The 21541-nt window shown below is 71.1% G+C and carries 21 protein-coding genes; 7 read left to right on the forward strand and 14 right to left on the reverse strand.

Annotated features, from left to right (window positions below):
- Positions 1-108 precede the first annotated feature (108 nt).
- Together PBV52_RS12085 and PBV52_RS12090 are read left to right on the forward strand one after the other, a co-directional pair.
- On the forward strand, positions 109-888 hold the full coding sequence (locus PBV52_RS12085) for a carboxylesterase (protein WP_274238333.1): 780 nt from the start codon (positions 109-111) through the stop codon (positions 886-888).
- Entirely contained in the window at positions 881-1537 is a 657-nt protein-coding gene (locus PBV52_RS12090; protein ID WP_274238334.1) for a hypothetical protein, read from the forward strand. Before PBV52_RS12085 ends, PBV52_RS12090 begins: the two co-directional genes overlap by 8 nt.
- On the opposite strand, the gene PBV52_RS12095 is transcribed toward PBV52_RS12090, so the two are convergent.
- From PBV52_RS12095 to PBV52_RS12120, 6 genes are all read right to left on the reverse strand, one after another.
- Positions 1534-2280, reverse strand: a complete 747-nt coding sequence (locus PBV52_RS12095) for an endonuclease/exonuclease/phosphatase family protein (RefSeq protein ID WP_274238335.1) — start codon at positions 2278-2280, stop codon at positions 1534-1536. The genes PBV52_RS12090 and PBV52_RS12095 overlap by 4 nt on opposite strands.
- 156 nt (positions 2281-2436) lie before the next feature.
- Positions 2437-3390, reverse strand: a complete 954-nt coding sequence (locus PBV52_RS12100; protein WP_274238336.1) for an ROK family glucokinase — start codon at positions 3388-3390, stop codon at positions 2437-2439.
- Positions 3391-3503: 113 nt separating this feature from the next.
- Positions 3504-3989, reverse strand: a complete 486-nt coding sequence (locus tag PBV52_RS12105; RefSeq protein WP_274238337.1) for a DUF5304 domain-containing protein — start codon at positions 3987-3989, stop codon at positions 3504-3506.
- A gap of 57 nt (positions 3990-4046) precedes the next feature.
- Entirely contained in the window at positions 4047-5222 is a 1176-nt protein-coding gene (locus tag PBV52_RS12110; protein ID WP_274238338.1) for an ArsA family ATPase, read from the reverse strand.
- 84 nt (positions 5223-5306) lie between these two features.
- Positions 5307-5747: an SRPBCC family protein gene (locus PBV52_RS12115; protein WP_274238339.1), complete on the reverse strand. Its 441-nt coding sequence runs from the start codon at positions 5745-5747 to the stop codon at positions 5307-5309.
- Positions 5748-5873: 126 nt separating this feature from the next.
- Entirely contained in the window at positions 5874-6671 is a 798-nt protein-coding gene (locus PBV52_RS12120; RefSeq protein ID WP_274238340.1) for a metallophosphoesterase, read from the reverse strand.
- A gap of 296 nt (positions 6672-6967) precedes the next feature.
- On the opposite strand from PBV52_RS12120, the gene PBV52_RS12125 reads away from it, so the two are divergent.
- Positions 6968-8764 carry a long-chain fatty acid--CoA ligase gene (locus PBV52_RS12125; RefSeq protein ID WP_274238341.1) on the forward strand — a complete coding sequence of 599 codons (1797 nt, stop codon included), beginning with the start codon at positions 6968-6970 and terminating at the stop codon, positions 8762-8764.
- A 27-nt stretch (positions 8765-8791) separates the two neighbouring features.
- Here PBV52_RS12125 and PBV52_RS12130 read toward each other — a convergent pair whose 3' ends face one another.
- Both PBV52_RS12130 and PBV52_RS12135 read right to left on the reverse strand, forming a co-directional pair.
- Positions 8792-10378 carry a GMC oxidoreductase gene (locus PBV52_RS12130; RefSeq protein ID WP_274238342.1) on the reverse strand — a complete coding sequence of 529 codons (1587 nt, stop codon included), beginning with the start codon at positions 10376-10378 and terminating at the stop codon, positions 8792-8794.
- A gap of 103 nt (positions 10379-10481) precedes the next feature.
- Positions 10482-11624 (reverse strand): glycosyltransferase family 4 protein, encoded by a 1143-nt coding sequence (locus PBV52_RS12135; protein ID WP_274238343.1) that lies wholly within the window; start codon positions 11622-11624, stop codon positions 10482-10484.
- A 119-nt stretch (positions 11625-11743) separates the two neighbouring features.
- Here PBV52_RS12135 and PBV52_RS12140 point away from each other — a divergent pair, with 119 nt between their 5' ends.
- Positions 11744-12979, forward strand: coding sequence for a glycosyltransferase family 87 protein (locus PBV52_RS12140; protein WP_274238344.1), 1236 nt, complete (start codon positions 11744-11746; stop codon positions 12977-12979).
- Here the strand turns inward: PBV52_RS12140 and PBV52_RS12145 are convergent.
- On the reverse strand, positions 12940-14256 hold the full coding sequence (locus PBV52_RS12145) for an MATE family efflux transporter (RefSeq protein ID WP_274238345.1): 1317 nt from the start codon (positions 14254-14256) through the stop codon (positions 12940-12942). The two genes, PBV52_RS12140 and PBV52_RS12145, sit on opposite strands and share 40 nt — an antisense overlap.
- Positions 14257-14342: 86 nt before the next feature.
- Here PBV52_RS12145 and PBV52_RS12150 point away from each other — a divergent pair, with 86 nt between their 5' ends.
- Positions 14343-14873: a PadR family transcriptional regulator gene (locus tag PBV52_RS12150; RefSeq protein WP_274238346.1), complete on the forward strand. Its 531-nt coding sequence runs from the start codon at positions 14343-14345 to the stop codon at positions 14871-14873.
- Here PBV52_RS12150 and PBV52_RS12155 read toward each other — a convergent pair.
- From PBV52_RS12155 to PBV52_RS12175, 5 genes are all read right to left on the reverse strand, one after another.
- Complete coding sequence (locus PBV52_RS12155) at positions 14861-16054, reverse strand: hypothetical protein (protein WP_274238347.1); 1194 nt, start codon at positions 16052-16054, stop codon at positions 14861-14863. The genes PBV52_RS12150 and PBV52_RS12155 overlap by 13 nt on opposite strands.
- Positions 16055-16130: 76 nt before the next feature.
- Positions 16131-17147, reverse strand: a complete 1017-nt coding sequence (locus tag PBV52_RS12160) for a C40 family peptidase (RefSeq protein ID WP_274238348.1) — start codon at positions 17145-17147, stop codon at positions 16131-16133.
- A 230-nt stretch (positions 17148-17377) separates the two neighbouring features.
- The gene (locus PBV52_RS12165; RefSeq protein ID WP_274238349.1) at positions 17378-18409 is read right to left on the reverse strand and encodes an NlpC/P60 family protein; all 1032 of its coding nucleotides are present in this window, start codon (positions 18407-18409) and stop codon (positions 17378-17380) included.
- A gap of 210 nt (positions 18410-18619) precedes the next feature.
- Positions 18620-19963 (reverse strand): NYN domain-containing protein, encoded by a 1344-nt coding sequence (locus PBV52_RS12170; RefSeq protein ID WP_274238350.1) that lies wholly within the window; start codon positions 19961-19963, stop codon positions 18620-18622.
- A 37-nt stretch (positions 19964-20000) separates the two neighbouring features.
- A complete protein-coding gene (locus PBV52_RS12175) occupies positions 20001-20240 on the reverse strand; it encodes a hypothetical protein (protein ID WP_274238351.1) in 240 nt (79 codons plus the stop codon).
- A 168-nt stretch (positions 20241-20408) separates the two neighbouring features.
- Here PBV52_RS12175 and PBV52_RS12180 point away from each other — a divergent pair, with 168 nt between their 5' ends.
- Positions 20409-21185 carry a rhomboid family intramembrane serine protease gene (locus tag PBV52_RS12180; RefSeq protein ID WP_274238352.1) on the forward strand — a complete coding sequence of 259 codons (777 nt, stop codon included), beginning with the start codon at positions 20409-20411 and terminating at the stop codon, positions 21183-21185.
- 42 nt (positions 21186-21227) lie between these two features.
- Positions 21228-21509: an Lrp/AsnC family transcriptional regulator gene (locus PBV52_RS12185; RefSeq protein WP_048585175.1), complete on the forward strand. Its 282-nt coding sequence runs from the start codon at positions 21228-21230 to the stop codon at positions 21507-21509.
- The last annotated feature ends 32 nt before the right edge of the window (positions 21510-21541 follow it).

The following is a 21541-nucleotide window of genomic DNA, read 5'->3' on the forward strand; positions in this document are numbered from 1 at the left end:
CTGGCTGTATCGATACGCGGCTCCGCCGCGTGGATTCACGTCGTTCCTCACGTCCCATGTCCGCCATATCCGCCATGTCCGTCCTTCTCATGAACAGGAGGCCGTAAGGTGCCGGTCCTTCCTGGAGCCGAGCCGTACCGCCACGAGGGCGGGGAGGTCGGGGTTCTGCTCTGTCACGGCTTCACCGGTTCCCCCCAGTCGCTGCGCCCGTGGGCGGAGTATCTCGCCGAGCGCGGGCTCACCGTCTCGCTGCCGCTGCTGCCGGGCCACGGCACCCGCTGGGAGGACATGCAGCTCACCGGCTGGCAGGACTGGTACGCCGAGGTGGACCGCGCGCTGCGCAACCTCCGCGACCGCTGCGAGCGGGTCTTCGTCGCCGGCCTGTCCATGGGCGGCGCCCTGGCGCTGCGGCTCGCCGCGAAGCACGGGGAGGACGTCGCGGGCGTGCTGGTCGTCAACCCCGCGAACAAGGTGCACGGGCTGTCCGCGTACACCCTTCCGGTCTCCCGCCACCTCGTCCGTACGACGCGGGGCATCGCCAGTGACATCGCGAAGGAGGGCAGCGTCGAGCTCGGGTACGACCGGGTTCCGTTGCACGCGGCCCACTCCCTCAGGAAGTTCTTCCGCCTTCTCGACGGCGAACTGCCGCAGGTCACCCAGCCCCTGCTGCTCCTGCGCAGCGCCCAGGACCACACCGTGCCGGCGGCGGATTCGGCCCGGGTCCTGAGTCGGGTGTCGTCGACAGACGTAACGGAGATCGTGCTGGAACAGAGCTATCACGTGGCGACGTTGGACCATGAAGCGGACCGGATCTTCGAGGAGAGCCTCGGCTTCATCGACCGGCTCGCGACCGGCGTCGACAAGGAAGGGACGACCGCACGTGGCTGAGCACGACTCCGACCGCGAGAGGCGCGAGGACAGCGAGGATCGCGAGCCGGAAGAGCAGCACGTCCCGTTCGACGAGGACGCCGCGTGGGCCGCGATCGTCGCCGGGTACGGCGAGGAGCCGACGGACCCGCCGGGCTCGAAGCCGTTCAAGTCGATCGAGGACCTGGCGCTGCTGGAGTCCGACACGAACGACGGAGCGAGCGGCGGGACGGACGGGGAGCCGAAGGGCGACAAGGGCGGCGGGAAGGGCGAGAAGGCCAAGCAGGCCGACGAGCCCGAGGAGGACCGGGGCGACAAGCCGGTCAAGCCCTTGGGCAGCTCCGTCTCCTTCGCCCCCGGCGTCGGCCCGCGCGACTACAGCGTGCCCGAGCCCTCCGAGGACGACTTCGACGTCGACGACGAGGGCCACTTCGTCCCGCCGGAGCCGCCGCCGCTGCCCCCCGCCGACCCGACCGCGAAGTTCGCCTGGCTCGCGGTGATCGGCGGGCCGATCCTGCTGCTGCTCGCCGTGCTGCTCAGCTGGGACATGACGTGGTGGCTGGCCACGCTCGGTATCGGCGGGTTCCTGGGCGGGTTCGCCACGCTGGTGATGCGGATGAAGACGGATGACGAGGACGGCGACGATCCGGGGCGGGGTGCGGTCGTCTAGGACGTCGGGATCTTGAGGGCGGCCAGGACCGGAAGGTGGTCCGTGGCCGCCCTCAGGTCTGTCTCCGTCACACCGGGGTGGCCGAGGGGGACTCCGCAGCCGAGTACCTCGATGCCCTTGGTGGCGAAGACCGCGTCGATACGTTGATGGGGGTCGGCCGGGGTCGAGGTGTACTCGCCGCCCCAGGGGGCGGTGGCCCAGCAGTCCTGGAGGTCGGTGGCCATGCGGCCGAAGGCACGGCCACCGGGCCGCTCGTTCAGGTCGCCGCCCGCCACGGCGTGCTCCACGCCCAGGCCGGCCAGCCGGTCCAGCAGCATGGCGCCCTGCTCGTAGCGCTCGTCCTTCTGGAGGCTGAGGTGACAGCTGAGGACGCCGAGACGGGCTCCGCCGAACCGGACCACTGCTGTGGCGAAGCCGCGGCGGTGCAGACCCGGGGTCAGCGGCAGGAGTACGTCCTCTGTTCTCTCCACGGTGGCCCTGAGGTTGCACAGAATCGCTGGGCCTGCGGCTGTGGCGCCGCCGGTGAGGATGACGAGGTTCGCTGCACGGGCCAGGCGGGCGAGTTTCTTGCGCCAGCGGAAGAAGCGGGGGGCTTCTTGGATCAGGACCAGGTCGGGATTGCAGGCGGTGATGACGCGGGCGAGGGCGGCTGTGTCGTCGCGCATCGAGCGGATGTTGTAGCTCAGGGCCCTGATGACCGCGGAACCGTCGGGCTCCGTGCGGGAATTGGGGAGCAACTCCATGTGGATCAATCTACGCCCAATAGCTCGGGGCGCGAGGTTGGTTGGCGACTGCCGGTTCGTTGTGGCTTGTCGCGCCCACGCGGCGGAGCCGCATGGTGATACAGCCTCGCGCCCCTGACGGCGCTGAAGCCCCCGTAGATCGAAAAGTCGCCGCCCTTACATGATCGGGTCGGGCTCCCGGGCCAGGTCCGCCGCGCCCACCAGACCAGCCTTGTTGCCCAGCTGGGCGGCGATGACATCCGCCACCGGGCGCCAGTTGCCGCCCACCAGCCAGCGCTTGTAGGACTTGCGGATCGGGTCGAGGACCAGCTCGCCCTCGTCGGAGAGACCGCCGCCGACGATGAAGGCGGACGGGTCGAAGAGGGAGGCCAGGTCGGCGAGGCCGGCGCCGGCCCAGCGGGCCAGCTCGCGGTAGGAGTCGACGGCGACCGGGTCGCCCTGGCGGGCGGCCATGGAGATGTGCTTGCCCTCGATGCCCTCGGGGGTGCCGTCGCCCATGCCGAGCAGGATCTCGGCGTTCTCGGGGGTGGCGTTGGCGCGCTGCTTGGCGTATCTGACGAGGGCGCGCCCGGAGGCGTACTGCTCCCAGCAGCCCTGCGAGCCGCAGCCGCACATCAGGCCGTCCGGGACCATCCGGATGTGCCCGAACTCGGCGGCCACGCCGTAGTGCCCGCGGCGCAGCTTGTTGCCGATGATGATGCCGCCGCCGAGGCCGGTGCCGAGGGTGATGCAGATGACGTTGCGGTGGCCCTTGCCCGCGCCGAACTTGTACTCGCCCCACGCGGCCGCGTTGGCGTCGTTCTCGACGACGACCGGGAGGCCGACGCGGGCCTCGACCTTCGTCTTCAGCGGCTCGTTGCGCCAGTCGATGTTGGGAGCGAAGTAGACCTCGGAACGCTGACGGTTGACGTATCCGGCGGCACCGATGCCCACGCCGACGATCTCGTGCCCGGCGCGCGCGCCCTCCACCGCGGAGGCGATGGCGTCCACGATGCCCTCGGGCGTGCCCGGGGTCGGCACCTTGTGGGTCGAGAGGATGTTGCCTTCCTCGTCGACCACGCCGGCCGCGATCTTCGTGCCGCCGATGTCGACGCCGATGGTGAGTCCCATGAATCCCTCAGTTTCGGTCGAGCCCCGCTACGGCCAACGGTACCCGAGGCCCTGCCGTCAGGGTCCCGTCGTCCGACCGGTGGGCAGCCCGGCTGAGGGGCCGGTCGCGGGCCTCAGTCCAGGTCGATGCGTTCGCCGGGGCCGGTGCCGTCGCCCCGGTCTCGGCGCTCGTCGAGATCCTGGTCCCCGGTCGTCCAGCGTCGTTCCTGGGCCTGGACCGCGGAGCGGTAGGCGGCGAGGAGTTCGGTGCCTGCCGCGGCCAGGTGGTCGAAGACGTCCGGGTTGCGCTCGATGACGGGCTCGACGGCGGCTTTGGCCTGCTCCACGACCTGCTTGACCACCTGCTGGGCGGCGGGTCCGGCGACCGCGCCGAGCAGCGGGGACTGGATGGTCGACAGCTTGTCCGCGACCGCGTCGACGAGCTTGCGCAGTTCCTCGGCGGCCGAGCCCGGCGGCGGGCCGTACTCGGCGCGGCGGCGGGCCTTCTCCGCGGCGAGGTCCTCGGCGCACGCCGTCGACCAGGCGTCGGCGTCGGTCGCCCGTACCTCGTCGACAGCCTCATCCTCACCGGCGTCGGACGGGGGGAGCTCTTCGCTCATGACGGACTCCTGACTACGGTTCGTCTCTACGACGTTACCCGAACGGGCGTACCTGCTTCACGGGGTCCGCGGCCAGAGATCCGGATCCGGCGCGAACCGGATCCGCAGCTCGCCATCGCGCAGCGCGGCCCCGTCCACACCGCACCGGCGCAGGGCCGACGGCAGGGGCACGATACGCCGGAACTGTCCCGCAGTGACGACGAGTTCGTCGCCGCGCCGGACGAGGTCGAGCTCGTCGCGTACGGCGCCGGGCAGCGGGAGGGCCCAGACGAGGACGCCGTCCTCGGCAAGCCGGTCGGTGACAGGCCACTCGACGGTGGAGGACGAGTCGTTGACGGCGGGCACGGCGAGCGCGTCGAGATCGTCGGCGCCACGCGGGTCCCGCCCGAGGTGCGCGACGCGACGAACCTCGTGGTCCTCCCCCCACTCCTCCAGAACCTTGCGCTGCTGGGCGACGGGCCCGGCGAGCCAGCTGTCCGCCGGCGCCTCCGCCTCCGGCAGGACCCGGTTGGCGACCAGCAGGTCGGGGCGCAGGCCGCGCAGGGCGAGGGCGAGGGTGGCATGGCGCACGGCGTCGGCGCCGCCCGGACCGGGCTCGGCGACCAGCCGTACGACGGTGTCGCGGTCGGCGACGACGGCCTCGACGGCGGCGAGCTCGACGTCCCAGCGGGCCGCGGTCTCGTACAGCCACTGCGCGGGCATCGGAACACCGGCCAGCCGCCCCAGGACGGGCCGCAGCGCACGGGCCGCCTGCCGTTCGGACGGGAGCAGCCGGCGCAGGTAGCGGCGCAGCTCCTCGGGGAGCGCGAGCAGGGCGAGGGCGTGCGGGGTGGCGGGCAGGTCCACGACGAGAAGGTCGTGCGCCTCGGCGAGCGCGGCGTCCCGCAGCGCACGGAGCAGCGCGAGCTCCTCGGCACCGGGGAGGGGGGTGACCTCTTCCGGGTCGAGCCGGGAGGCGCCGAGGAGGTCGAGGGCTGCGGTGGCACGCTCCTGGAAGGCGGCGAGGTCGTCGCGGAAGCCGGTGGCGGCGTCGGGGCGCCAGGCGGTGAGCTGGGGGGCGACCTCGGTCGGGGCCGGTCCGGTGGCCACGCCGAGTGCCGCGCCCAGGGTGTCGGTGCGGTCGGCGCTGAGGACCAGGGTTCTGGTGCCGCCCGCCGCCGCCGTCAGCGCGGTGGCGGCGGCGACGGTTGTACGGCCGCTGCCGCCCGGGCCTGTGATCAGGATGGTGCGCATGGGGGTGAACCGTAACGGACGCCGGGGTTCAGCCCTGTTGCGAGGTGCACCCGGCAACGCACCGGCACCCTTACGGCGCGACCCCTACTTGTCCGACTCCACGCGCTTCTTCAGCCCCGCCAGCGCCCGGTCGATGATGACCTTCTCGGCCTTGCGCTTGATCATGCCGAGCATCGGGATCTTGACGTCGACGGTCAGCTGGTAAGTGACCTCGGTCGAGCCCGCCCCCGCCGGCTTCAAGATGTACGAGCCGTCGAGCGACCGCAGCATCTGGGACTTCACCAGAGTCCAGGACACCTCGTACTCGCCGGTCCAGGTGTACCCCAGCACCTGGTCGTCCTTGATCGCGCCGGCGTCCATGACGAGGCGGACCTGCTCGGCGCGGCCCTGGTCGTCGGTCTTGAGGACCTCCGCCTCCTTCACCTCGCCGGTCCAGTCCGGGTAGCGGGCGAAGTCGGCGATCACCCCCATGACGTCGGCCGGTGCCGCCTCGATCGTGATGCTCGAGCTGGTGTGTTCCGCCATCGCTGTGGCTCCTCCAGATGCGGGCCGGTATGAAGTCGTGGTGCGCACGCGTGTGCAGCGTGAAGGCTACCGCGCCCCCGACCAGCCGACTTCACCCCCACCTGCGCCGGCGCTCACCACTGCCGCTCACCATTCCAGCGCCCACGGCTTCCCCGACCCGGCGAAGTGCCCCACGTTCACGCACTCCGTCGCCCCGATCCGCATCCGCCGGACCAGCGGCTGGTGGACATGCCCGAACAGCGAGTAACGGGGACGCGTGCGGCGAATCGCCTCCAGCAGCGCCCTGCTGCCCCGCTCGAAGCGCCGCGCCACCGTGTCGTACACCAACTCCGGGACATCCGGCGGAATGTGCGTGCACAGCACGTCCACCTCCCCCACGGCCTCGATCTTCGCCGCGTACTCCTCGTCGCTGATCTCGTACGGCGTGCGCATCGGCGTCCGCAGGCCCCCGCCCACGAAGCCGAAGACCCACCCCCCGATCTCCACCCGCTCCCCGTCCAGCACCGTCGTGCCCGGCCCGGCGTACTCCGGCCACAGGGGCGGCATGTCGACATTGCCGTAGGTGGCGTACGTCGGCGTCGGGAACGCCGCGAACATCTCGGCGTACTGCTTGCGTACCGCCTTCTCGATCACCGCACCCCGGTCCGAGCCGATCCCGGCCCACAGCCGCGTCCCGAACTCCCGCGCCTCCTCGAAGCGCCGGGCGGTGCGCAGTTCCACGATGCGGTCGGCGGCCGCCACGCCGAACAGGTCGGGGAAGATGCCGCGCGAGTGGTCGGCGTAGTCCAGGAACAGCACCAGGTCGCCGAGGCAGATCAAGGCGTCGGCACCCTCGCCGGCCCTGGCCAGGTCACGGGCATTGCCGTGCACATCGCTGACCACATGTACGCGTGTCCTGCGGTTTCCCGTCGGTGTGGGTGCCATGACGATCAAGGGTAGGCCTGTGCGGCATACGTGAACAGTGGCGGCCGGTCCCGCGGTTACTGGCCAGTCGTCAGACCGCTCGACTACTGTGCGCGCAGAAACACCAATCCGTGTGACGCAGCGAACATCTCGCCGGGACCCCCTGTCGAAGAAGCCATACCGGCGGGTAACGTCCGGTCGGTCCAGTCGTGCTCTGGATTTCAACATGTGAATTCCAGAGCACTTGCCCGAGCCTTGGACCGCACCGTCGCATCACACAACGTCGTGGCGCCGGCGCCCTATGAGGAGCAGCAGTCTTGCGCGAGTTCAGCCTTCCGGCTTTGTACGAGGTCCCTGCGGACGGCAATCTGACCGACATCGTCCGCAGAAACGCCGCGCAGCACCCGGACGTCGCCGTCATCGCCCGCAAGGTGGGCGGTGCCTGGCAGGACGTGACGGCCACCGCCTTCCTCGCCGAGGTGCGCGCGGCCGCGAAGGGGCTCATCGCCGCCGGGGTCCAGCCGGGCGACCGGGTCGGCCTGATGTCCCGCACCCGCTACGAGTGGACCCTGCTCGACTTCGCGATCTGGTCGGCGGGCGCGGTCACGGTGCCGGTGTACGAGACCAGCTCGCCGGAGCAGATCCAGTGGATCCTCTCCGACTCGGGCGCCACCGCCTGCGTCGTCGAGCTGGACAGCCACACGGCCGCCGTCGAGTCGGTGCGCGACCGGCTGCCCGCCCTCAAGCACGTCTGGCAGATCGAGGCCGGCGGGGTCGAGGAGCTGGGGCGGCTCGGGCAGGACATCAGCGACGCGACGGTCGAGGAGCGCAGCTCGCTGGCGAAGGCGGACGACCCGGCGACCATCGTGTACACGTCCGGGACGACCGGCCGGCCCAAGGGCTGTGTCCTCACCCACCGCAGCTTCTTCGCCGAGTGCGGGAACATCGTGGAGCGCCTGCGGCCGCTGTTCCGCACCGGTGAGTGCTCCGTGCTGCTCTTCCTGCCGCTGGCGCACGTGTTCGGGCGGCTCGTGCAGGTCGCGCCCATGATGGCGCCGATCAAGCTGGGCACCGTCCCGGACATCAAGAACCTCACCGACGAGCTGGCCTCGTTCCGTCCGACGCTGATCCTGGGCGTCCCGCGCGTCTTCGAGAAGGTCTACAACTCGGCGCGCGCCAAGGCGCAGGCGGACGGCAAGGGCAAGATCTTCGACAAGGCCGCGGACACGGCCATCGCCTACAGCAAGGCGCTGGACACCCCGTCCGGCCCGCCCGTCGGCCTGAAGATCAAGCACAAGGTCTTCGACAAGCTCGTCTACAGCAAGCTGCGCGCGGTCCTCGGCGGCCGCGGCGAGTACGCCATCTCCGGCGGCGCCCCGCTGGGCGAGCGGCTCGGGCACTTCTTCCGCGGCATCGGCTTCACGGTCCTGGAGGGCTACGGCCTGACCGAGTCCTGCGCCGCCACCGCCTTCAACCCGTGGGACCGGCAGAAGATCGGCACGGTCGGCCAGCCGCTGCCGGGCTCGGTCGTGCGGATCGCGGACGACGGGGAGGTGCTGCTGCACGGCGAGCACCTGTTCAAGGAGTACTGGAACAACCCGGGCGCGACCGAGGAGGCGCTGGCCGACGGCTGGTTCCACACCGGTGACATCGGCACCCTCGACGAGGACGGCTACCTGAGGATCACCGGCCGCAAGAAGGAGATCATCGTCACCGCGGGCGGCAAGAACGTCGCCCCGGCCGTGATCGAGGACCGTATCCGGGCGCACGCGCTGGTCGCGGAGTGCATGGTGGTCGGCGACGGGCGGCCGTTCGTGGGCGCGCTGGTCACCATCGACGACGAGTTCCTGGGCCGCTGGGCCACCGAGCACGGCAAACCGGCGGGCTCCACCGCGGCGTCGCTGCACGAGGACCCCGACCTGCTGGCCGCGATCCAGTCGGCGGTCGACGACGGCAACGCCGCGGTGTCGAAGGCGGAATCGGTGCGGAAGTTCCGCATTCTCTCCTCCCAGTTCACGGAGGACTCGGGCCATCTGACGCCGTCGCTGAAGCTCAAGCGCAACGTCGTGGCGAAGGACTTCGCGGACGAGATCGAGGCGATCTACCAGAAGTAGTACGCCCTCTTAAAAGCGGTACGACGGTTATGGCGCGGTGTCCTCCACGAGGACCCGCGCCATCGTGCGTTCGGCGAGCGCGGTGATCGTCACGAACGGGTTCACCCCGATCGACCCGGGCACGAGCGAGCCGTCGGTGACGTAGAGCTTGGAATACCCCTTGACCCTCCCGTAGTTGTCGGTCGCCTTCCCCAGCACACAGCCGCCCAGCGGGTGGTAGGTGAAGTCGTCGGCGAAGACCTTGTTGGACGAGCCAAACAGGTCGTACCGGTAGATCGTGGCGTTCGCCGAGTTGATCCGGTCGAACAGCTTCTTGGCCATGCCCACCGACACCGCGCTCTGAGCGGCACTCCAGCCGAGTTTCACGGCTCCCGTACCGCTGTCGTACGAGAACGACGCCCGCGACGGATTCTTGGTGATCGCCAGATACAGGCTGACCCAGTGCTCCAGTCCCGTGGGTAAGGGAGCGATCTCGGCGAAGACGGGGTTGGCGGCGTTGGCCCAGTCGTCGATGCCCATGACCGGCATGGTCGACTGGTTCTCCCCGACCGTGTCCCACAGGTGGTTGGCCCGCCCGAGCATCACGTTGCCGTTGGTCCCCCACCCGGTACCGACGCTCGCGTCCAGGGCGGGCAGCGTGCCCGACTCCCTCGCGCGGACGAGGAGTTCGGTGGTCCCGACGCTGCCGCCGCCGAGGAAGAGGTACGTACAGCCGTACTCCTTGGTCTCCACGACCGTGCCGGTGTCGTCGATCCGGTCGACGCTCAGGACGTACGTCCCGTCGGCGGCCCTGCTGATCGACCTCACCCTCTCCAGGGTGTGGATGGTGACGTTCCCGGTGCCGAGCGCGGCGGCCAGGTACGTCTTGTCGAGGGTGCGCTTGCCGTGGTTGTTGCCGTAGATGACCTCGCCCGCCAGCGCCGACTTGGTCGCCGTGCCCGCGGCCTCGCGCTGCATGTGGCCGAAGTCGTAGACGCTCGGCACGAAGGTGGTCTTCAGGCCGGCGTTGGCCGCGTGTTTGCGGGAGATCCGGGTGAAGCGGTACCACTCGGTCGACTCGAACCACGCGGGGTCGACGGTGTTGACGCCCAGCATGGAGCGGGCGCGCGGGAAGTACGTGCGGTACATCTCCGCGGTGTCCACGGTCGGGAACTGCTCGGCGAAGTAGGACTGGAGCGGGGTGACCGCCATGCCGCCGTTGACGAGGGAACCGCCGCCGACGCCTCGGCCGACGTACACGGACATGTGGTCGTAGTGCACGCGGTCCAGGGCTCCCGGGTAGGGGCTGATGTCCTTGTTGACCACGTCCAGCCACAGGAAGGTGGCGAGCGGGGCCTCGGTGCGGGTGCGGAACCACATGGAGCGCTGGTCGGGGGCGCTGGTGGAGCAGAAGACCTTGCCGTCGGGGCCGGGGGTGTTCCAGAGGCGGCCCATCTCGATCACGACGGTGCGGATGCCGGCTTCGCCCAGCCGGAGGGCGGCGACCGCACCGCCGTAGCCGGAGCCGATGACGATGGCGGAGACGGATTCGACCGCGTCGGGCTCGGCGGCCTGGGCCGATGCGAGGGAGACGCGGGTGAAGCCGAGGGCGGCCGCGGTCTGCAGGGCAGCCATGCCGAGGATTTGACGTCTTGTCAGCTGACGCTGCATCAGTTTTACTGTCATGTGCGCAGCATGTGCGGATTTTTACGTTCCGCCTAGAGTCCGGGAACCCCGCTCACAGCAAAGCTTTGAGCTTCTCCGCCAGCAGGTCCCAGCGCCACTTCTCCTCGACCCACTCCCGGCCCCGCTCCCCCATCCGGACGCGCAGTTCAGGGTCGCCGAGGAGCGTGATGATGCGCTCGGCCGCCTCCGCCGGGGAGCCGCCCCGCACCACCCAGCCGGTCTCCCCGTCGAGCACCGCGTCCGGTGCGCCGCCCGAGTCTCCGGCGACCACCGGCAGGCCGGTCGCCGAAGCCTCCAGGTAGACGATGCCGAGCCCCTCCACGTCCAGCCCGCCCCGCCGAGTCCGGCACGGCATCGCGAAGACGTCGCCGGCGCCGTAGTGCGCGGGCAGCTCGGACCAGGGCACCGGCCCGGTGAACCGGACGGAGTCGGCGACCCCCGTCTCGCGCGCCATCCGCCGCAGGTCCGCCTCGTACGGGCCGCCCCCGACGATCAGCAGCACCGCGTCCGGCTCGGCGGCCAGGATGCGCGGCATGGCCTGGATCAGGGTGTCCTGCCCCTTGCGCCGGACCAGACGGGAGACGCAGACGACCACCGGCCGGTCCGTCAGGCCCAGCCGGGCCCGGATCTCGTCGCCGCCCGATGCGGGGTGGAAGGTCTTCTCGTCGACCCCCGGCGGCAGCTGCACCATCCGCGAGGCGGCCTGCGGCGTCAGGGCGACGGCGATCCTCGACCGCGTGTACTCGCCGAGGTAGGTGATCGCGTCCGTCGACTCCCCGATCCGGCGCAGCAGCTGCCGGGCCGCGGGCAGCTGGGCCCAGCCCGCCTCGTGGCCGTGGGTCGTGGCCACCAGCCGTTCGGCACCGGCCTTGCGCAGGGCCGGCGCCATCAGGCCGAGCGGTGCCGCCGCCCCGAACCACACCGACGTGCACCCGTGCTCGCGCAGCAGCCCGACCGCCCGCCGGGTCGCCGCGGGCGTCGGCAGCAGCATCGTCGTACGGTCCCGTACGACCGTGAAGGGCTGCTCGGCGTCGAAGGCGGCGGTGGCCTCGGCGCCCTCGCGGCCGCGCTTCCAGGTGGAGGCGTAGACGACCAGCCGCTCCGGGTCGAGCCGCAGCGCCATGTTGTGCAGGAATGCCTGGATGCCGCCGGGGCGGGGCGGGAAGTCATTGGTCACGATGAGCGTCTTGTGCATCGCCGCAGACCTTACCGAAGCCGCTGTTCACAGCCGGGCCACGGCCACGTGTGTGGCCCGCACACAGCTGGAGGGGACATCATGTTCCCGCACGGCGGGAGCGAACGGCAGGGGATCTGGTGGAGACGACGGGCACGCGGCGGTCCCTGGCGTGGCTTGTGGGGGTCTGGGGCCTGACCAGGCTGCTCCTGCTGCTCTTCGTGTTCAAGGTGTACGTCTTTCCCGGCCCGGACGTCACCAGCGACGTGTCGGTGATCTACCAGGGCTGGTACGAGGTGCTGCGCACCGGAACGTTCCCGCTCGACGACGTCACCTGGCAGTACCCGCCCGCCGCCGCGCTCGCGATCCTCTCCCCCGCGCTGGTGTTCTGGCTGGACTACCCGTCGGCGTTCTTCGTCCTCGCCTTCTGCGCCGACCTGGCCGTGCTGCTGCTCCTGCTGTACGCGGGCCTGCGCCCGGGGCGGACGCTGCGCGGGGCCTGGGTGTGGGTGGCGGGCGTTCCGCTGCTCGGACCGACCGTGTACGCGCGCTACGACGTGATGGTCACCGCCGTCGCCGTGGCCGCGCTGCTCGCGGGCGCCCGGCATCCGAAGGTGATGGGCGCGCTGACGGCCTTCGGGGCGATGCTGAAGGTGTGGCCGGTGCTGCTGCTGGTCGCGGCCCGCGGACGCGCCGCCTGGGGCTGGGCCGCGCTGACCGCGGGCGCCCTGTCCGCGCTGTTCGCCCTCGCCATGCCCGGCGCCTTCGCCTTCCTGACCTTCCAGCGGGACCGCGGCACCGAGGTGGAGTCGCTGGGCGCGCTGGTCTTCCATGTGGCCCGGCACTTCGGCTGGAACGGCCAGGTGCTGCTCAACTACGGCTCGGTGGAGTTCCTCGGCCCGCACGTCGACGTCGTCAGCACGGCCGCCCTCGCCCTGAGCGGGCTCGCCTTCGGCTGGCTGCTGCTGTGGCGGCTGAGGGCGAAACGGTTCCTGTCGCACACCCTCGCGGACGCGGCCTTCGTGGCGGTGCTGATGTTCACGACGACCAGCCGGGTGATCAGCCCGCAGTACCTGGTGTGGCTGGTCGGCCTCGCGGCCGTGTGCCTGTGCTTCCGCGGCAGCCGTATGGCGCTCCCCGTCGGCCTGGTCCTCGCGGCGTCGTTCGTGACGGTCCTCGAGTTCCCGGTCTGGTTCTCGCACGTCGTCGCCAGCGACGCCCTCGGCGTCACCCTCCTGTTCCTCCGCAACGGCCTGCTGGTCCTCGCCACGCTCCTCGCCGCCCGCGAGCTCTGGCGCTCGACGGTGGCCCGCCCCGCCCCGCTCCCCGTACCGGCTCAGGCGACCCGCACCAAGGAAACGTCACTGCCCTCCTGACGCCGGGCCCTGCGCAGCACCACCAGCACCACCGCGCACTGCACCCCCATGGCGACAGCCAGGGCCAGGCACACACCCGGCAGCCCGAGGCCGGACAGCCCGTACGCGAGCGGCAGCTGGACGGCCGTACCGAGCACGGTCACCCGCAGCAGCACCGGCGCTGCCCCGCTCCCCTCGAAGACCCCGCCGAGCGCGATGAAGCAGGCCATCAGGAGCAGGTACGGCCCGATGCAGCGCAGGAAGAGCACGCCGGCGTGGGCGACGTCGGGACCGGCACCGAAGGCGGCCATGATCCAGGGCGCGGTCACGCCCAGCAGGACGGCCGCCACGAGCGCGAAAGCCCCCGCGACCAGCACCGCCTGCCGCCCGATCGCGCGCCGCGCGTCCTGCCCGGCGCCGAGCAGGTGCGCGGTGTGGATGGAGGCGGCCTGGCGCACCGCGTAGAAGCCCATGGTGGCGACGTACATGACCTTGTACGCGATCGAGTACGCGGCCACCGCCGTCACCCCCAGCCGCGCCACGATCGCCACCAGCACCAGCGCGCCCGCCTGCCGCACGGTGAAGTCGGCCGACATCGGCAGCCCGGTCCGCAGCGTCCGCCGCGCCGCACCGGCGAGCGACTGCGCGGGCCGCGCCCCGGCGGCCGCCCGCAGCAGCCGATTCCGGCGCAGGGCGACCAGCCCCACCCCGAGGGCGACGCTCCTGCACAACACGGTCGAGGCGGCGGCGCCCTGAACGCCGTGGACGCGGATGAGGAACGGATCGCAGACCAGGATCAGGCCGCCCGCGAGCAGCGCGAGCCGCATCGGAGTCCTGGTGTCACCGGCGCCTTTGAGGATGCCGTCGACCAGCTGCTGCGCGAAGAACACCGCCATGCCCGGCAGCGAGATCGCGAAGTAGCCCACCGCGAGCGGCTGGGCGGAACCCTCGCCGAGCACCAGCCGCGCCAGAGGTTCCCGCAGCAGGAACCCGCCCACGACGACCACCGGCGTGAGCAGCGCCCACACCGCCCATCCCCCGCGGACGGCGGCCCGCACGGCCCCCGCATCCCCCGCGCCCCTGGCATGCGCGACCAGCACGGTCGTACCGGAGCCGAAGACGAGCGCCACGCCGAGCAGGACGTTCTCGGTGTTGGTCGCGACCGCCACGGCGGCCACGGCCGGGCCGCCGAGCCGGGACACCCAGACGGTGTTGATGATCCCGGCGGCGACGGAGGCGAGGAGCGAGAGGTAGACGGGGTGGGCGAGCGAGATGACCTGCTTGCGATGCGCGTTCACGATCCGGCCCCCTCATCGACTGGTACCTCGATTAGATGTAGCTCGATAAGAGGTACCATGGCCTCATCACGTCCGCAAGGAGGACCATGCTGGAGCTGTCGATCCTCGGCTTCCTGGCCGAAGAGCCCCTGCACGGCTACGAGTTGAAGGCGCGCATCAAGGCGCTGAGCGGCCATGTCCGCCCCGTCAGCGACGGCGCGCTCTATCCGGCGATCACGCGCCTGACCAAGGCGGGCAAGCTCGACGAGCACGCGGAACCGGGCGCGAGCGCCGCCCCGCGCCGGATCCTCTCCCTCACCGACAAGGGCCGCGAGGACCTGCTGGAACGCCTGCGCCACCCCAAGCCCGTCGAGATCACGGACCAGGTGCGCTTCAACACGGTCCTGTCCTTCCTACGGCACCTGCCGGACCGCCGCGAACAGGCCGAAGTGCTGCGCCGCCGACTGGAGTTCCTGACCGCGCCCACAAGCTTCTTCTACGAAGGCGGGAAGCCCGTACGTGCGGAGGAGGCGGGCGACCTGTTCCGGCAGGGCATGCTGCGGGTGGCCCGGGCGACGGGCGAGGCGGAACGCGCATGGCTGACGGAGGCCATCGCCACACTGGATCAGCCGAGCTGAGCCCGCAGATACTCCCGCCACTGCCCGGTGAACCCCTCCAGCGACGTCCCCAGCACGTCCTTCAACGCGCCCTCGACCGCCCCCTCCCGCCGCTCGTGCGCGCCCACGGCCCGGTAGAACTCGCCGAGCCTGACCTCGCCCCAGCGGTCCGCGATCATCCGGCAGGCCATCCACCCGCTCTCATAGGCCCGCGCCAGCTTGTTCGCGTCGCCGGTGAAGCCGAAGTCCGCGTCGGCCGGGAGCTCCCGCGGCCCGGACCCCTCGGACACGGCACGCCACAGCTCGGGCGCGGCCTGGGACGGGGAGCGGCCGCTGCCGAGGTAGCCGACCCAGTCGGCGTAGCCCTCGGAGAGCCACAGCGGGGTGGCGGCAGTGGTGTCGGCACGGGTGGCGACATGCGTGGTCTCGTGGGTGAGGACGACCTTCTTGCCCACCGTCCCCAGGACGCCGTACGCGTCGGGGTTGACGATGATCCGGTCGGCGGGCGCCTTCTCCGGAGCGCCGGTCTCGCCGGTGGTGACGGCGGCGATCCCGCGGTAGGAGGACGCGGGCGAGCCGAGCAGCCCGGCCATGTCGTCCAGGGACTTCGGTACGAGGACCACGACGTGCCGGGCCCAGTCCGTGCCCCACGCCTGCGACACGGCCGGCACCGCGTCGTCCGCCAGCTCCGCGTACGACCGCAGCGCCGCCTCGGACTGCCCGACTCCGAGGACGAGGCTGTCGTCGCCCCGTACGACGCTCACCTCGCCCTGGTCCCACAGCTGCTCGGCGGATCTTCCGGCGGGCCGCTCGGCTTCGACGTACCACTCGCCCTGCGCGTCCAGGCTGAGGCTCAGCGTGCGGCCGGCGCTGACCGGCGCCCGGTCGTAACCCTCGACGCGATAGCGGAGCTCGGCCTCGGCGGTGGCCGTGTCGCCGGTGCGGTGCAGGCCGGTCAGCCGGTAGGACCACCCGGCGAGGGGCACCGCGCGCAGGTGGTCGAACCCGTCCGGCGCGCCCGTCCTGCGATACGCCGCCTCGTCGCGGTCGAGCATCGCGGCCGCCCGCCGGTCGAGGACGCGCTGCACCTCGGCCTTGGCGCCGTCGGTGTCGGTCCGCCCGCCGCAGCCCACCAGACAGACGAACAGCAGACAGAGCGCGAGGACCACCCGCGCTCCCGAAGCCCGCCTTCGACCAGCCATTTCCCGATCGTACGGCGGCGAGGGCGCGGCGGTCAGACCCGAGTCACACCCGAGTCAGACCCGAGTCACACCCACGTCAGACCCGGGTGACCGTCGCCCCCGGCATCATGCCCACCGGGTCGTAGCGCACGGGTGCGCCGGGGTAGGGGGCGTGGATCACCTGGCCGTTGCCGGCGTACATCCCGACATGGCTGGCGTCGGAGCGGTAGGTGACGACGTCGCCGGGCTGGGCCTCGGAGAGCGGGACCTGCCGGCCGGCGTACCGCTGCCCCTGCGAGGTGCGCGGCAGGGAGACACCGGCCTGGGCGTACGACCACTGGATCAGGCCCGAACAGTCGAAGCCGGAGGGGCCGTTGGCGCCCCAGATGTACGGCTTACCCAGCGCGGAGTGGGCGGCGGCTACGGCGGCTGCCGCGCGGCCCGACGGTGCGACGAGGCTTCCGAAGTCGGGCATGACGTCGCGGCCGGAGCGGGAGGCGCGGTCGTAGGCGGCGCGGTCGGTCTGGGTGAGGGAGTTCAGGAGCCTGCGCGCCTGGGCGAGTTTGCGCTCGACGGTTCGCTTGTGGGCGGCGACGACCTTGCGGCTCTTCTCCAGTTGGACGAGCTTCCCGGCCGCCTCGGCCCGCTCCTGGGCGAGGGCCCGCATCGCGTCCTGGAGGTCCTCCAGCTCGCCGGCCTGGTGGGCGCTGATCCGGGCGATCCGGGCGGCCCTGTCGAGGTAGTCGGCCGGGTCGTCGGAGAGCAGCAGGGCGAGGGAGGGATCGATGCCGCCGGACCGGTACTGGGCACCGGCCAGCGAACCGAGGGCGTCCCGCATGGAGTTGATGCTCTCCTGCTGCCGGGCGATCCGGTCCTGGGCGTCGGTCACCTGCTTGCGGAGCTTGTCGGCGCGCTCGTCGGCCTTGTTGTAGGCCTCGGTGGCCTTCTCGGCCTCTTCGTAGAGGCGGTCCACCTTGGCCCGGGTGTCGTCGTCGTGCGGCGTGGCCGTGGCCGGTACGACCCCGAGGGCCGTGGCGGCGGCTGACATGACGCAGAGCGCTGCACCGGCGCCCCGGTCGAACCCGGACGGTGCAAGGCGGCGATGAGACCCCACGGGAAGCCGCTCTCCTTCCGCTGGCGGACAAGGACCTTCCCCCGGCGGCGGGGGAAACGCGGCAGACAGTAGCTCCGTGCGGGGGCGCCGACCAACGACCGCCGTGGGCACACAAAGTGACGCCCCGCCTCTGACGCAGGTCATGGGCGGGGCGTGGGGTCAGTCGGCGGTGCCGCAATTCGCTCGTTCGGGCGGCACGCGGCGTTGATCTTGCAGGCGTGGAGCCGGGATCAGATCCGGACGCCGAACTGGAACGGCATGTTGTTGATCGACTCGTACCGGACGACCGCGCCGGTGCGCGGGGCGTGCAGGACCTGGCCGTTGCCGGCGTACAGGCCGACGTGGTGCAAGTCGTCGTAGAAGATGACCAGGTCGCCGACCTTGAGTTCGCTCATCGACAGGTGCACGCCGGCGTTGGCCTGGGCCTGCGAGGTGCGCGGGATGGAGACGCCGGCCTGGGCGTAGGCCCAGGAGGTCAGGCCCGAGCAGTCGTAGGAGGCGGTGCCGGTGGCGCCGTAGACGTACGGCTTGCCGATCTGGCTCTGGGCGGCCTGGAAGGCGGCCTGGGCCCGGCCGGAGGCGGAGCCGACGTTGCCGAGGTCCACGCGGTCGGCGGCGGAGCGGCTGGCGCGGGCGTCCGCGGCGGCGAGGGCGGCCTTCTCCGCGGCCGTCAGGGTGTTGAGCAGCTTCTGGGCCTCGGCGAGCTTGGCCTGGACCTGCTTCTTCTTCTTGCCCAGTTCGGTGCGGGTGGAGGCGAGGTCCTTGAGCTTCTCGGCGGCCTCGGCGCGCTCCTGGGCGAGTTCGCGCTGCTTCTCCTGGATCTTCTTCAGCGAGTCGACCTGCTGGGCGCTGAGCTGGTCGGCGGTGGACGCCTTGTCCAGGTAGTCGTCCGGGTTCGACGACAGGAACAGCTGGAGGGAGGAGTCGATGCTGCCCGTGCGGTACTGGGCGGCGGCCGCGAGGCCCATCGAGTCGCGCAGTTCGTTCAGGTCTTCCTGACCGCGCGCCACGTTGTCCTGGATGGTGGAGATCTCCTTCTGGAGCTTCTCCTGCTTCTCCTTGGCGCCGTTGTACTTCTCGGTGGCCTGCTCGGCCTCCTCGTAGAGCTTGTCGACCTTGGCCTTGACCTCGTCCTTGCTCGGCTTCTCGCTGGGTGCCGCGTTGGCGGCCTGCGAACTGATGGCCACGGCGGCAGCGGCCGCGGTGGTCAGCACGGTCACACGTGCTCGGCTCGGCTGCTTGGGTCGACGGTGGGACGCCACTGAGGTGAAACCCTTCTTGTGAGTGATCACCCGCTCGGAGGTTCGACGCCAGACCCTAGTGACCCAGTTGTGATCAGATCAAATCCTCACACAAAAATTCTCGTCACACCTGTCATTCTTTACACACAACTCACATGCTGTGATGCGCGCTTGACCCTACGTTGCGTGACGGTCGCATCAATTCGGGCATTACGCCTGTACGTTGGCGTTTCAGGACAGCCGCTTGAGAAGCACCGCAGAAGCCACCGGACGCGCTCCGGCCCTGGCCACCCCGTCGGCGACCTCCCGGTCGGTGGAGGCGACGATGACCGGACGGCCCGGCGGCTCGGCCCGCACCAGTTGGCGGATCAGCTCGTCGGCGGTCACGCCGGGCTTGGAGAACAGCACCCGCACGCCGCGCGGCGGCGCGAGCAGCACCGGCGCGGCCAGCTCGGCCCCGTCGAAGACACAGGTCACCTCGGCGCCGGTCTGTGCGGCGAGCTGCGAGAGCTGGCCGAGCAGCCGCAGGCGCTGCTTCTCCAGCGGCATCTGGGGATAGCCGGTCTTGGTGACGTTGTAGCCGTCGACCACCAGATGGGCCTGCGGCAGCGCGAGGAGCTGGTCGAGGATCGCGGGGTCGTTCTCGGACAACGCCCGCGCGGCGATGTCCTTCGGGGTCATTCGTCCCGGTTCGACCGCGTCCACGGTCTCGGCGGGCCGCACGGAGACCGGCGGCAACGCCAGCTCCCGGCGCAGCCCTTGGGCGGCGTCCAGCAGGGTGTCCAGGAGCAGCCGTACGCGCATGTCCTCGACGCTGCGCCCCTCGCGGGCCGCTCTGCGCGTCGCCTCCAGGGCGGCCTCGGCCTCCCCGAGCCGCGCCTTGAGCCGCCGGGTCTCGCTCTCGGCCGCGGAGACCTGGGCGTGGCCCTCGGCGCGCACGGTCTCGATCTCGCCCTGGACCTTGCGCAGGGCGGCCTCGCCGCGCTTGACGTCACTGAGGGCCGACCGAAGCTTGCGGTGAAGCGATTCGGCTTCCTTCTTCGCCGCGTCCAGCTCGGTGCGCAGCCGCTCGGTCTCGGCCCGGGTGTGCTCACGGGCGTGGGCGAGCTCCTCGCGCAGCCGCTCCAGCTCGGCGCGGCTCTCCTCGTCGGCGCGCTCGGCGTCGGCCCGCTGGGCCTCCTCGCCGGCCGCGGTGACCAGCTTGACCCAACCGGTGGGCCGCAGAACATAGGCCGCGGCCGCCACGTCGAGCGGGTCCGCGGCCGGGGGCGCCGAGCCTGAGTCGAGGGCGCCGGAGAGCTCCGGCTGGGCCTCTCTGAACTTCTCCCCGATGCGCTGGCGGAACAGCGGATCGGTCTCCAGCGCCGCCGCCATCGCGTTGCCGGCGAACTTGGCCCGCCGGTTCGGCGCGAACCGGGCGTACTGCCGCAGCTGTGCGGGCAGTTCGCCGACGGTCAGCCCGCCGAACCCGTCGGACACGATCTGCACGACCTTGCGCCGCACTCCGTCGGGCAGCGGACGGTCGAGCACCTCAGCGGCGCCGTCGCCCGGCCCCCCGCCTTGTGTCTCCACCATCCGTCACACCCCAATGCTGTGCGGGGCCCGCTCCCCCTCAGGAGCCGGCGCCCGGCCTGTCCACGAGTTCCACCTTGTCCACGGCGTTGCACCAGCGGCAGCGCACCGACTCGATGGTCTCACTGAGCACCTCGCGCTCCTCGACCTTGGGCTCACCGGCCAGATCGAGGTGGACGTACTCCACGACCTTGGAAGAGCGCGTCACGTCGAAGCGCGTGAGGTTGCCGCAGAGGGTGCAGCGCCACCGCGTCGTGCCGGTCGGCAGGGGAACCGTCATCGTGACTGTGCTCTTTCCTTCTAGGCTTTCTATTGTCTGCGATACGCCCCGAGCTCCCCGGTGCGTGTGGCTCGTAACCCTACGGCCTGGCGGGTACTCGCCGCTCGGCCGTCCACGGCGGCGAGGCGGTCTGTGCGCGTGCGTCCCGTTACGCCATGCTCTGTGTCCATGATCAGCGACTGGAGCGTGGCGCGTTTCGGGGCTCGGTTCGGCAGAGTGGGCCGATCGGTCTTCCGGTCGTCGGCGCCGGTGACGTACGGGCTGATCGCCCTGTGCTGTCTGCTCTTCCTGATGGGCCCGGCGGCAGGGCTGAATCCGGCGTACGGCTCCGGCGACGGGCTGCTCGCCACGCAGCGGGCCTACTTCCACCGCTGGGGCGTGGTGCCCGCCGAGCTGTTCGAGGGCTCGCCCCGCGCCGCCCTCACCCCGGCCACGGCCCTCTTCGTGCACGGCAGCTGGGTGCATCTGCTCGGCAACATGCTCTTCCTCTACGTCTTCGGGGTGATGACCGAGGAACGGATGGGACGCGTCCAGTTCACCCTGTTCTACCTCGGCTGCGGCTACCTCGCCCTGCTGGGCTACGCGGCCGCCAACGACGACTCCACCCAGTCCCTGGTCGGCGCGTCCGGGGCGATCTCGGCCGTCCTCGGCGCGTTCCTGTTCGTCTTCCCCGGCGCGCGGGTGACAAGCCTGCTGCCGTTTCTGCTCTTCCTGCCGCTGCGCTTCCCGGCGTGGGTCGTGCTGCCGTTCTGGGTGGCCCTGCAGTGGGTGGCGGCGGGGCGGGCGGACCAGGGGCCGGGCGTGGCCTATCTGGCGCACCTGGTGGGCTTCGGGCTGGGCTTCGGCTACGCGTGGGCGCGGTTCAGGCCTGCGACTGCTGTGTCTTCCCGGGGGCCAACCCCCGGACCCCCGGCAGAACAACCAGGCCAGTTGGACCACGAGTAGGGTGAGAGCCCCAGCAATGGCCTCCGAGGGAGAGAACCAGCCGTGATCACCGCGATCGTCCTCATCAAGACCAGCGTGGACCGGATTCCCGAGATCGCGGAGCGGATCGCTTCGCTGGAGAGCGTCACCGAGGTCTTCTCGGTCACCGGTACGTACGACCTGATCGCCATGGTCCGGGTGAAGCAGCACGAGGATCTCGCCGAGGTCATCCCGGGCCGGATCAGCAAGATCCCCGGCGTGGAGGGGACGGACACGCACGTGGCGTTCCGGACGTACTCGCAGCACGACATCGAGGCCGCGTTCGCCATCGGCCTGGACAGCTGACACCTGCGGCCCAAGATGAAGAGTTCTTCATC

The sequence above is a fragment of the Streptomyces sp. T12 genome (genome assembly GCF_028736035.1).
Classification (GTDB): domain Bacteria; phylum Actinomycetota; class Actinomycetes; order Streptomycetales; family Streptomycetaceae; genus Streptomyces.

Excerpts from the sequence above, each read along its gene's own strand:
- PBV52_RS12120 (WP_274238340.1), bottom strand. The coding sequence starts at position 6,671 with ATGGCACCCACACCGACGGGAAACCGCAGGACACGCGTACATGTGGTC.
- PBV52_RS12105 (WP_274238337.1), bottom strand. The coding sequence starts at position 3,989 with ATGAGCGAAGAGCTCCCCCCGTCCGACGCCGGTGAGGATGAGGCTGTC.
- PBV52_RS12115 (WP_274238339.1), bottom strand. The coding sequence starts at position 5,747 with ATGGCGGAACACACCAGCTCGAGCATCACGATCGAGGCGGCACCGGCC.
- PBV52_RS12130 (WP_274238342.1), bottom strand. The coding sequence starts at position 10,378 with ATGGCTGCCCTGCAGACCGCGGCCGCCCTCGGCTTCACCCGCGTCTCC.
- PBV52_RS12170 (WP_274238350.1), bottom strand. The coding sequence starts at position 19,963 with ATGGTGGAGACACAAGGCGGGGGGCCGGGCGACGGCGCCGCTGAGGTG.
- PBV52_RS12175 (WP_274238351.1), bottom strand. The coding sequence starts at position 20,240 with ATGACGGTTCCCCTGCCGACCGGCACGACGCGGTGGCGCTGCACCCTC.
- PBV52_RS12095 (WP_274238335.1), bottom strand. The coding sequence starts at position 2,280 with ATGGAGTTGCTCCCCAATTCCCGCACGGAGCCCGACGGTTCCGCGGTC.
- PBV52_RS12110 (WP_274238338.1), bottom strand. The coding sequence starts at position 5,222 with ATGCGCACCATCCTGATCACAGGCCCGGGCGGCAGCGGCCGTACAACC.
- PBV52_RS12135 (WP_274238343.1), bottom strand. The coding sequence starts at position 11,624 with ATGCACAAGACGCTCATCGTGACCAATGACTTCCCGCCCCGCCCCGGC.
- PBV52_RS12100 (WP_274238336.1), bottom strand. The coding sequence starts at position 3,390 with ATGGGACTCACCATCGGCGTCGACATCGGCGGCACGAAGATCGCGGCC.
- PBV52_RS12155 (WP_274238347.1), bottom strand. The coding sequence starts at position 16,054 with ATGGCTGGTCGAAGGCGGGCTTCGGGAGCGCGGGTGGTCCTCGCGCTC.
- PBV52_RS12150 (WP_274238346.1), top strand. The coding sequence starts at position 14,343 with ATGCTGGAGCTGTCGATCCTCGGCTTCCTGGCCGAAGAGCCCCTGCAC.
- PBV52_RS12180 (WP_274238352.1), top strand. The coding sequence starts at position 20,409 with ATGATCAGCGACTGGAGCGTGGCGCGTTTCGGGGCTCGGTTCGGCAGA.